6 protein-coding genes are annotated in these 11,467 nt (G+C 38.8%); all 6 read right to left on the bottom strand.

The window, feature by feature from the left end; all coding sequences use genetic code 11:
- Positions 1–5: 5 nt before the first annotated feature.
- Genes cydC through envC form a run of 6 tightly spaced genes read right to left on the bottom strand, consistent with a single transcriptional unit; the run spans position 6 to position 11,236 of the window.
- The gene (gene cydC / locus A1D25_RS06650; RefSeq protein WP_157394913.1) at positions 6–1,679 is read right to left on the bottom strand and encodes a heme ABC transporter ATP-binding protein/permease CydC; all 1,674 of its coding nucleotides are present in this window, start codon (positions 1,677–1,679) and stop codon (positions 6–8) included.
- 5 nt (positions 1,680–1,684) lie between these two features.
- Complete coding sequence (cydD, locus tag A1D25_RS06645) at positions 1,685–3,454, bottom strand: heme ABC transporter permease/ATP-binding protein CydD (protein WP_157394912.1); 1,770 nt, start codon at positions 3,452–3,454, stop codon at positions 1,685–1,687.
- Between the two features lie 52 nt (positions 3,455–3,506).
- Positions 3,507–7,442 carry an autotransporter assembly complex protein TamB gene (gene tamB / locus A1D25_RS06640; RefSeq protein ID WP_157394911.1) on the bottom strand — a complete coding sequence of 1,312 codons (3,936 nt, stop codon included), beginning with the start codon at positions 7,440–7,442 and terminating at the stop codon, positions 3,507–3,509.
- A 13-nt stretch (positions 7,443–7,455) separates the two neighbouring features.
- On the bottom strand, positions 7,456–9,192 hold the full coding sequence (gene tamA, locus A1D25_RS06635) for an autotransporter assembly complex protein TamA (protein ID WP_157394910.1): 1,737 nt from the start codon (positions 9,190–9,192) through the stop codon (positions 7,456–7,458).
- Between the two features lie 57 nt (positions 9,193–9,249).
- On the bottom strand, positions 9,250–10,098 hold the full coding sequence (locus tag A1D25_RS06630) for a divergent polysaccharide deacetylase family protein (protein WP_157394909.1): 849 nt from the start codon (positions 10,096–10,098) through the stop codon (positions 9,250–9,252).
- Between the two features lies 1 nt (position 10,099).
- A complete protein-coding gene (gene envC / locus A1D25_RS06625; RefSeq protein ID WP_157394908.1) occupies positions 10,100–11,236 on the bottom strand; it encodes a murein hydrolase activator EnvC in 1,137 nt (378 codons plus the stop codon).
- Between the last annotated feature and the right edge of the window lie 231 nt (positions 11,237–11,467).

Raw genomic sequence — 11,467 nt, 5'->3', positions numbered from 1 at the left:
AACTGCTACATAATACCGAATAATTGCCCATTATCAATTTTATAAATGTGATCAAAATGCGTTAAACCATTTAGGCGATGCGTAATCATCAATAACGTTTTATGTTGGCAATGTGTAAGGATAATTTGTAGAATCTGCTGCTCGGTTTCTCGATCCAATCCTTCCGTTGGCTCATCTAACAATACAATTTCTGATTTGCTCAGCAGTAAACGAGCTAAACCTAATCGACGCTGTTCGCCACCTGATAACGGTCGCCCACCTTCGCCAAGCCATAAATTTAGCCCTTCTTGTTCAAGTAAATACGCCAAGCCAACTTGCTCCAATATTGCTATAAGCTGTTGTTCATCTGCTTGTGGGTTTCCCATCAATAGATTTTCTCGCAAAGTGTTGCTAAAAATGTGTACTCTTTGGCTTAATACCACTAACTTTTCCCTTAAGGTATTTTCAGAAAATTCGCTTAATTTGCAATGATTAAGCCAAATCTCACCGCTTGTTACATCATAGTTGCGAACTAATAGTTGGAAAATCGTTGATTTCCCACTGCCAGTTTTGCCTAAAATGGCAACCTTTTTCCCTTTTTCGATGCTAAATGAAAGTTGTCGTAAGACTTGTTCATCTTGTTCGGGATAAGCAAAATTAACTTGTTCAAAACGAATAAGCGGTTGGTTTTCTGCTATATTTTGCCATTTTGCATTACCTGTAAATTTGACTAGCGGTTGCTGGGTCGTAATTTCTGTTAAGCGTTCAGCCGAAGCAATCACCTGTCCTAAATGTAAGAAAGCAATGCCTATCGGCATTAAAATTTCTAACGATGCAAGTACACAAAATACCACAAGTGCTATCAATGCTTTAGGATGCTCTGCACTTGGCACATTAACCGCAGCGGCTGAGAGATAGATAACCACAGTCATTAAAATACCATTCGCCATAATTAAAATAGCATTAGATAAGCCACTTAATTGGCTCTCTTTACTCTGTGCATTTAACCATTGTTGTTCTGTTTGACGTAATTTCTCACTCGCTTGGGATTGCGTACCAAAAAGTAAAAATTCTGCATTTAGCTGTACCCATTCAATAAATTGACTACGGTAATTAGCACGTGAGTGGATTGCAACTTTGCCTAGTTTTTGCCCTAGATGATAAAATAAAGTAGGTAACACAAATAATAAAGCGGTCAATGTACCGCAAATAACTAAGGCTAATAAAGGCGAAATAAACGAAAGCCCAATCCCCATAAAAAGAATAACCATTACCGCACTGATAAATGGCGATAGCAGGTTTAAATATAAGGTGTCCAGAGTATCGACATCTGCTACAAGTCGATTTAACAACTCACTATGGCGATAACGGCTTAGTTTAGCAGGGCTAAGCGGAATGAGCTTTCGGAAAATTTCCACTCTTAAATTCGCCAATACCCTAAAGGTGCCATCGTGGGTGACTAAACGCTCAAAATAGCGGGAGACAGTCCGCCCTATCGCTAATCCACGTACGCCTGCTGAAGGGTAAAAGAAATTAAAAAACAGGCTTGAACCTACCAATGCTGATGCCGCAAGAAACCAACCTGATAGACTTAATAAACCGATACTTGCAGCCAAACTGGTAATAGCTAAAATAACCCCTAAAGCTAATAGTCCCAAATGGTTGCGGTATAACGCTAAAAATGGAAAAAGTGAACGCATCTATTTTACCTTATATCTTGATTTCCAAGCAGTTCTTGGTTCCCTAATAATTCTGCGAAGAAACCTTGTTGCTCAAGCTCTGTGAATTTGCCTTGCTGAATAATCTGCCCTTGTTTCATTACCCAAATTTCATCACACTGTTTTAGATCTTCAATACGGTGAGTAATCATTAAGGTTGTTTGTTGCTGGCTTAAATGATGCAATGCGGCTAATACTTGCTGTTCCGATTGCATATCTAAACTTGCCGTCGGCTCATCAAGCAACAAGAATTGATAAGAGCGAAGTAATGCTCTAGCAATCGCAATACGCTGTGCCTGCCCACCTGAAATGCCCATATTAGCATCTTGAATTTCACGCTCCAGCCCTAAGCGGTAAACAAATTCATCAGCCTTAGATAAACGCAGAGCTTCGCTGATTTGTTCATCGGTAGCTTGTGGATTACCAAGGATAATGTTGTCTCGTAAGCTCCCTTTTATCAACTGTGGGTTTTGCCCAACCCACGCCAGTGAAGCTCGCCATTGTTTGATGTCTAACTCACGTAATTCAACACCATTAATTTTAATACTTCCCTGATAAGGTAAAAAACCAAGTAGCATATTCATTAGAGAGCTTTTACCTGCCCCACTCTGCCCAACTAACGCAATATGTTGTCCTGCTAAAATAGATAAAGTTAAAGGTGCTGTTAAAGGCTGTCCTTGCGGTGATAAAATTTGACAATCGGTCGCAATTATACTTAATGGCTGATTTGGTAATGAAACAGAGCCATTAGTTTGTGTTGATACATCAGCCGTTAAAAATGTTTCAATGCTATCAGCAGCCCCTATTGCAGCCGCTTTATCGTGATAATAAATGCCTAATTCTCTTAATGGTTGGTAAAATTCTGGTGCTAACATCAAGCAAAAGAACCCAATGAACAGGCTCACACCCACATCATAATAGCCAAAATCTAACTCCCCCAAATAGATAAAACCAAAATAAACTGCCATAACCGCAATGGAAATTGCAGTAAAAAATTCCAGTACTGCAGACGAAAGGAACGCCATTTTAAGTACATCCATTGTACTGATACGGAACTCTTCGGTGCGTTTAAATATTTGCTCTGTTTGAGCTTCAGCTTGCCCGAACAGGCGAATGGTTTCAAGCCCTTTTAAACTATCTAAGAATTGACCACTTAAACGAGAAAGCACTCCAATGTTTCGTTGATTAGCATCAGCAGCTTTAAAACCTGCAAGAGCCATAAAAATCGGTAGCAGTGGCAGAGTAATAAATAAAATGAAACCAGCCGCCCAATTTAATGGAAAAACAAAGCAAAGAATCACAAGCGGTGCGATCAGCGATAAAAATTGCTGAGGCAAATAGCGAGCATAGAAATTATGGATATTTTCGACTTGCTCTAGCATTAACGCAGCCCAACTTCCTGCTGGTTTTTGTTGAATAGTCATTGGGCCGACTTGAGCAAGTTTATCTAAAATTTGCTGACGTAGATGAATACGCAGGGTTTTCCCTGCTTGAAAACCAGTTCGCTCACGCAACCAAAACAGTAATGCTCTACCAATAAAACACCCCAGTAATAAACCTAACTCCCCCATAAAATTGGTGGGCGATTGCTGTTCCATAATCATTTTGTGTAACATTGATGCTAAAAACCACATCTGTCCCACAATGAGCAATGCACTAAATGTGCCAAATAGTACATTTAAGTAAAGCCATTTTTTGACAATTTTTTGTTGCTGTCTAAGCCACTTTTGTAGCTGTTTTTGTCGTTGCTTATCCATAATTAAAATTTATGTTCCTATAAAATATGTTTACCCTTGAGAACAGTTCAGCTTAATCAAATTCAAAACGGTAAAGCAAATCAACCGCTTGATTGACACTTGACACCCATTGTAAATAAAGACTTGGAGCCAAACGATAACGCAAGGTTAATTCCGTCAATGGTGCGAAAATCCCGACACCATATTTGACTTTAAATTTAGGCGTAAGACTACCGCTGACAACGACTTTTGTGTTATCGCCAATTCCTGCGGTTGTAACATTAAGATCACTTATCCCAAATGCACTCCCAACGCCACCTACTACTTTACTGCTTTTTGATAAACTCATTCCTATCAATGCAGCTGCAATAGAGTTACCCGCATTCCCCCCTTCACTATCTAAACTACGCCCAGTTAAGATATAAGAGAGAATTTGATCTTGAGACATTGATGGGGTTGAAAACAGTTTTACGTCTGGAGAATCTGCAATCCCTGTTACTTTAACGCCAGCAGTAATACTAGAATCTTCCATTGCTTCAGGGTTACGAATTGCTTCAATATCCAAGGTTGGCTGTGATGGCAATCCAGTAAAAGAAATTAACCCTTTACGCACCACTAAATCTTGCCCAAATGATGCAAAAGTTCCATTTTTCAAATTTACCTGCCCGTACAAGCCAAGCCCTTTACTGCCTTGTCGTACTTTCAGTATTCCATAAAGATCTGTTTTTAATCCGTACGCATCTAGTCTAACATCATTACCAATATTGATTGTAATATCTGCTTTAATTGCCATACCTGAGCCTGTTTGTGGCACATTTTTAGGTAAAGTAGCAACTTTGTTAGCGAGTTTATTTCTAGCAGAGCCATCCATAATCACTTCGTCTGCACTCACACTTACCGCACTTTCTGGTAATTCTTCAACTTCAATTCTTGCCCAAGGAATATCAACATTCCCACTCAGAACCAGCTCTTTCGGAGTCGCTTTTACTTCAATATTCGGGCTAACATCTACTTTTGCGATACTTGGAATATCAACGCGGAATTTATTCGCTTTAGCAGTAACACGCGTATGCCACGCATCAAGTTTCTTCCAATTTGCGTCGCCTTCTAAAAGCAAGTTACTTTCTTTAGTTTGAACATTACCGTTTAAGGTTGAAGATGCACCATTGAAATTTAAGGCTAAATTCCCACCCGTTACATCAAATGGCATCATCGCTGAACGAGCAGTAAGCCCAGTTAAATTCAAATTCCCATACAACAACGGCGATAACGCATTGCCACCAAGAGTTAAATTGGCATTGATATCCCCTGTTACCGTTTCTCCATTGGTCAAAAGTGGTTTAACTAAAGACAAATTAAGATGATCAATATTGATTTTCCCTGATAAAGAACGGGCATTGGCAATATCTTTCATCAATAATTCACTGTCAATACGCCCATTATTTTCAATTTTAATATCCGTATTCAGCTTTAAATTGTTATCCGCCAAATTCGCCACAATTTTTACTGGCGATAACGTAATTGGGAAAGTTCGATAATCCATTTTTTGACTAAATTTCACCGCATTAGATGTTAATTCTACATTCACTTGTGGTGCTTTATTCGTAAACCAAGCCACATCGCCTTTTGCAGCAACAATCCCCGAAATTTGGCTCTCTTTTTCTAAAAATTCCTGCAATGTCGCTAAATCAAATTGCTTAATTTCAAAAGGGACTTTCCCCTCTTTACCCGCTTGGAAACGTTGTGGGAAACAGATATTAACTTTAGGATTATGCCAACAATGTGCAGAAATATCGGCTTGAATTTTGCGATTATCATAGCTAATTTGTAACGATTTATCGTTCTTCCATTCCCCCACAGGAGATTGAATTGCAATATTTGCTAATTGCCCTTGCCACTGTTGTGCTGTTCGATCAAATTTACCTGTGAGCTGTAATGCTGCCCCAACAGGCTCGCCCTTAGCGGTCAGTTTTAGACTATGATTTGCTTCACTACCACTTGCAACTAACGTTGCATCATCAATACGAATATCGCCTTGTTTAAAACCTCGTAAACCAATCTCAACATCACCTTGAATTGTTTGTTCAGTCGTAACCTTTCCTTTGGCAGTCAAATGCTGTAAGCCAAATTGCTCGTAACTTACATTATTTGCGGTTAAATCTAAATTTAACTCAGGCTCAGTGACTTTACCTTGTAATTTAACATTACCATTCACACTCGCTTTTAAATTTGGCACTAACCCTTGTAAATTAGGGGCTTTAATCTCGGCAATAAAATCTGATTTTTCACCTAATATACCTTTTAACGCAATGTTATTCTCACCATAAACTAGCGTTGCATTAGGGACATTTAACAACGTTTGGCTATCTGATTTGAGTTCCCCTTTTAGTTGTAAATTCTTTTGAAACAGATTACCTTGCATATCAATGTCAGACACATTTACGGCCCATTCATCGCCTTTCTCACCTCTTGCCGCATAACCTGATGAGACAAGATTACCTGATAATACAGCCGCCCATTCAGGTAACAATGTTTTAGTATTGATACCATTTACATTAAGTGTCGATTGCCATTCAACTCCATTAGACCAATCAACTTTACCGTTCAAATGAGCCTTGCCTTGTAAAGCATTGAGATTAAGATCTTGCAAAGTAAATTCCGTTAATCCCCCCTTGCCTTTCAAAGCAAGATCGCCCGCTGGTAAATTCATTCCGCTCATTGCTAGGCTAGTTTCTAGTTGATAATCTAACAAATCGCCAGACAACAACAGGGCGATATTTTTAAGTTTTAAAGGATCATCTCCTTTCTCTTGAATAAACGGATAAGTCACCTGTTCACTTTGGATCTGCAATTGCAAAGGCGTTTTTGGCTCTGCCAGCTTTACAAATCCATTGATGTTGGCATTAACAGCACCTTCAGTTTGAATATCAAGTTCTGTTTTACCAAATAACTCCCCTGATACAGTTGCATTGACTTGGCTTGCTGGTAAACCATACTCTTTTAGTTCTGACGAATTTGCATTAAGTTGCCAAGATAATGGGTAGTTTTCTGATAAGGTTAATATTCCCTTTCCTGAGATATTTCCTTTATCTGTTTTTACTGAGAGCGTTGTTAAATCTACGGAAGTGCTATCTGATTTAGCGACAAGCTCAACGTCCGAGATATGAACTAATGAAATTGGCTCTTGTATCTTGCCATCAAGATCTTTCGTTTTCTGCTCAATATGAATATTTTCTGCGTTAAATTCAGGAATATTCAGATCAAGCGGTAATTGAATAGGATCTAATTTAGTCAATAATGGTTGAGAGAGTTTCTGCTTAATCTCTTGCCAATCTACTGGCTGGGTTGGCTTATTCTCTTTTTTGGTATTTTTTTGCTCAGAACTCACCGCTTGTTGTGCTGGCAAGGAAAGTGTTAGCCCTTTAACCAAAGTTGGAGAGAGTGTCAAGTTCGAGCCTTCTCCGTTAAGCCCTGAATGGAAATGCTCCAACGTAATATCCATTTCATCTACTTTAACTTGTACATTATCCAAACTAATTTGTTTCAATGAAACTGGGATAGGTAGCTCAACCTTACCTAAAGGCTCACTTTCTTTAGGCTGAGAAACGGGGAGTTTACTCGTATCAATTGCAATAACTGCATTTTTAACAGCGAGATTTTCTAAACACGCTTTTTTATCCAATAAGCATTGAAAGCCAATATGTAAATCTGCTTGCCCTAGTAGCACATCAACGCCGTCCATTTGATACTGAGCGTCAGATAGACGTAAACCATCCTGTAACGAGCCTTCTACTTTACTAAACGATAGCCCTTGGAGCTGTTTTGCAACAAATTCCAATGCCATCTGCTGACCTTTTCCTGTCGCTAACAATGCCACTGGAATTGCAATGATGAGAAATATAATTGCAAAAAACCAAGCGAAAATTCGACATTTACGCTTTTTAGGCTGATGTTCTACATTTTCTGTCTGTTCTGCCACATCGGGCTTTTCAAATTTTTTGTCGTCCATTTTGTTTTAATTCTTAAAGTTCTGAACCTAAACCAATATAAAATTGAATGCCTTTTTGATTATTTGGCGATCTTACTGGCGTTGCAATATCTAATTTAATCGCTCCAATTGGTGATGCCCATCGAACCCCAACGCCTGCACCTGAATGTAACTCTTTTCCTTTGTAATGACGTGCTGCAAGCCCTGTATCATAAAAAGCTGCCGCCCACCAATTCGGATAAACTTGGTATTGATATTCTGCACTGGCTGTCATTAAATGCGATGCCCCTGTCAATTTACCTTGCTCATCTCTAGGCGAAATATCTTTATAGCCAAAGCCCCGAACACTCATATCGCCCCCTGCAAAATAACGTAATGCAGGTGTAATACGCTTAAATTCACTGGCATTTAAATAGCCGACTTCCGCTCTAAAGTAAAAACGGTGGTTTGTAAAATAAGTTCTTACCCACGCAGTTGAAGCTTTCGCACTGTAAAAATTCACATCAGAGCCCCACATTTTACTTCCCCAATTTAGTGTTACTTTTTGTGAGTCCCCCCAAAGTGGAAAACGATTTCCATCACTACGCGTACGATTTAATGATGCCGTTGGATAAAGCAATAATGTTTTAATTTTAGGCTGACTAGCTTGCTCAAAAGCATCATAACGTGCTTTTAACCCTAAGGAAAAAGCCCAACCTGTTTCGTGATTCCAAAAACGTTGAAAACCTAAATGTGCCCCTGTAAATTTGGTATCGTTCTGATCTTCACGCTCTAAACCACCTGAAAACTGATAGAAATAATTGATTGGATGAGCTTTAATCGGGATCTTATAACCAAACTCAAAAGATTGTTCTGGCTTAGAAATATAGGTGTTACTTTCTATACTATGCCCACGATCATTGAGCCAAGGCTTTTTCCAATTAAGCTGTAAACGAGGACCTATATCCGTAACATAACCAATTCCAATTTCTACATCATTTTTCTTGCGTGGTTGTAGCAACACATTCAAATCTACGGTTTTATCCGCCTCGTGAATCTCTGGTTCAACCAAAACAGACGTAAACCAGTTACTTGATGAGAAATCACTAGATAGTTTAGAAAGATCCGTTAAGTGATAATAATCCCCTGATTTAATGCGAAGAATATTCTCTAAATAGTCTTGACGGATTTGGCTATTCACAAAGGCAATATTGCCATATTTATAACGTATTCCGCTGTCATAGCTTAAACGCCAATCTGCCGTATGCTCCTTTGGGTACACTTCCAAACGATGAACCTGCCACTGCCCATCAAAATAACCTCGAGCTTGTGCTAATTTCTCAACACTACTTTTAAAATTCTCATAAGTTTCGTGGTTTAGCACCGTTTCTTTAGCTGGAATTGATTTTTTGAGATTATCAAAATCACTATCTTCTGCCGCCATTCCTGTAATCTGAACATCACGTTCATCAAGTTTCACAGGCTTATCTAACTGAACTTGCAATTTTAAGAGATCTTTTTGTGGGTTAGGACGTGGCGTTAAACTAAACTGATACTGGGTATTATAATATCCCAATGCTCTCAATGCCTTATCCACTGCTTGCTGAACACGATGTTGATAACGTTCCGATCCATCTGCTTCATCATTACTGATCTGTGATAAATAGACACGCACATTAGCGTAAAGATCTTTATCTTTAATCCCTTCCACACGCAATAAAACAGTCTGCTCTGCTTGAGCAGTTAATGTTGTCAACGTCAATAACGCGAAAATAGAGAGTTTTGTTTTCATTATATTGGCTCTTATCTCACTAATTTGGTAAAAATTTCCTTAAATCTGACCACTTATTTATTCTTTCGGTAGCCCACGCAATAATGGAACGGTATTAAATGGCGGTACAGAACTCAATGCAGGCTCTATGACAAACTGAATGCTGAATGGTTTCACAGGCTCAATTTTCTCACCACGCCATAAGCTACTTAAGCTCACTAATTGAATGTCATCAGGTAAATTTGATAATCCAGCTTCTAAGACGGCAATGGAATGTTTTCTTGGATGCCCTATCATTATTGCTAAACCATTTTTTCTCGCATACGAGATTGCTTGTTGAAACTGTCTTTTCACATCTTCAAGTGCATCACTATCATCTAAAAAAATATGACGCTCTAATGCTTTAATACCAAACTCTTTTGCCACTTTCGCCGCAACACTATTCCCTGCGGTTTTACTATCAAGGAAGAATAGCTGTTGAGCAGACAACGCTTTCATTAAGTGTTCCATTGTTTGTCGATCTGTTGTGGCTTTACTGCCCATATGATTATTTAAACCAATCGCATAAGGAACTTGCATTCGAGCCGATTCAATTAAACGAGCAACTTTATCTTCCCCCATTCCCACAAATAACGCCCCAGCCTCAACTAACTGAGCACTATTCTGTGGCTGCATTGGCAAATGAATGAGAATATCTCTTTTTTGTGCATAAGCCTTATTTGCTCTCGCTGTGGCATAAGGTGCAACAGGGATAATTGCGACACTGACTTCTTTAGGTAAATTATAAATTGCATCGTCTTCCCTTGCTCGATAACCGATGTCATCAATTACAATAGCTAATTTCCCTGCCACAGCAAGCGGTGAGATCGCCACAAAAATTTGCAAAAAAACAGCAATAACAAACCGCTTATATTTCATCATTTGCATACTAACGAACCCAATTCAATGGATTAACTGCAACGCCCTTACGGCGAATAGCAAAATAAAGTGCCGAGCGATTCTGCCCTCCAGAATTACCTGCATAGGCAATAGTTTGCCCTGCTTGAACTCTCGCCCCTTTTTTCACTGCAATAGATTGATTGTAACCATAGAAAGACATATCGCCTTTACCGTGATCAATTGCCACTAGCTGCCCATAGCCCTCAAGCCAGCTCGCTAAAGCAACTTTACCGCCTGCAATCGCTTTAACTGGAGCACCTGATTTTGCCTCAATCACAATGGCATCCCATTTAAGCTCCCCCATTTGAGTAGAACCAAAACGATTTAAGATTTTACCCGTCAAAGGCATTGCATACTTACCTGACAACCCTGCCCCAGCACGAACTTGCTGCTTCTCTTCTTCAGTGGCTTGACGTTTCTCTTCCGAATTCTTTTTCTGCTCTAATTTAGCAATTTCTTGCTTTTCTACTTGTTCAGACTCTTTCAATGCCTGTGCAATTTGACGGCGTAAGGCAGCTTCATTATTTTTCAACGCGTCTAAACGACTTTGATCTTGCTCTAAGGTCTTATCAATTGAACGAATCGTACTTTCACGCTGATTTTTAACTTTTTGTAGCTCTTTTTCCTGCTTTTTCTGTTCCGATAGCTGAGTTTGTTGCCCTGATTGCTGTTTTTTTAACTCATCTCGGCGGAGTTTTAACTCATCTTGAGTTTTGCGTAGTTCGTTAATGGCATCAATACGAATTTGGTTCATATGTTCATAATAAGCACTCATTCTATCTGCATTTTTAGCTTCTTCCGATAATAAACGCTCTAAAACAGAAGGATGAATACCAGAGCGATATGCAGAATCTAATTGTTCCTTCAGTTTCTCCTTCTGCTCAATTTCTTGCTTTTCTAAACGTTTAATTTCTTGCTCAGTATGACGAATAACTTGACGGATTTCAGTTAAGTTTGTTTCAATCTGTTTTAATTGAGTATTGACATTACTAATCTGAATTTCCTGATTTTTTAGAGTAGATTGAAGTGAATCTCGTTTCTGCTTTTGTTCTCTAATTTTAGCTTGCTGTTGGTTAATCTTTTGCTGAATTTGAGAAAGCTCATTAGCAACTGAGTGGTTAATCATACCCAAACAGCCGACATATATGAAAAGAATAAAATAGAATGGTTTTATAGCCTTCACGAAATATAGCCCCTCCAATAACCAACGCAACGAATTGGTTATTCTAATCACTAATTTTTAAAAAGACTATTATTTTCCAATAATTATCTGCTCTTTATATCAAATAAGCATTACGTAGCCTCAATCTTTTTATATCAATAGCAAAATATTGATATTTTCAGACTGATGACAAAC

The organism is Ursidibacter arcticus (assembly GCF_009761375.1).
In the GTDB taxonomy this organism is placed as follows: Bacteria; Pseudomonadota; Gammaproteobacteria; order Enterobacterales; family Pasteurellaceae; genus Ursidibacter; species Ursidibacter arcticus.
This window is presented reverse-complemented; position numbering and strand designations above follow the sequence as displayed.

What these genes read in the sequence shown, in the direction of transcription:
- A1D25_RS06630 (WP_157394909.1), bottom strand. Translation starts at nt 10,098, where the DNA reads ATGCAAATGATGAAATATAAGCGGTTTGTTATTGCTGTTTTTTTGCAA.
- cydC (WP_157394913.1), bottom strand. Translation starts at nt 1,679, where the DNA reads ATGCGTTCACTTTTTCCATTTTTAGCGTTATACCGCAACCATTTGGGA.
- tamA (WP_157394910.1), bottom strand. Translation starts at nt 9,192, where the DNA reads ATGAAAACAAAACTCTCTATTTTCGCGTTATTGACGTTGACAACATTA.
- tamB (WP_157394911.1), bottom strand. Translation starts at nt 7,442, where the DNA reads ATGGACGACAAAAAATTTGAAAAGCCCGATGTGGCAGAACAGACAGAA.
- cydD (WP_157394912.1), bottom strand. Translation starts at nt 3,454, where the DNA reads ATGGATAAGCAACGACAAAAACAGCTACAAAAGTGGCTTAGACAGCAA.
- envC (WP_157394908.1), bottom strand. Translation starts at nt 11,236, where the DNA reads ATGATTAACCACTCAGTTGCTAATGAGCTTTCTCAAATTCAGCAAAAG.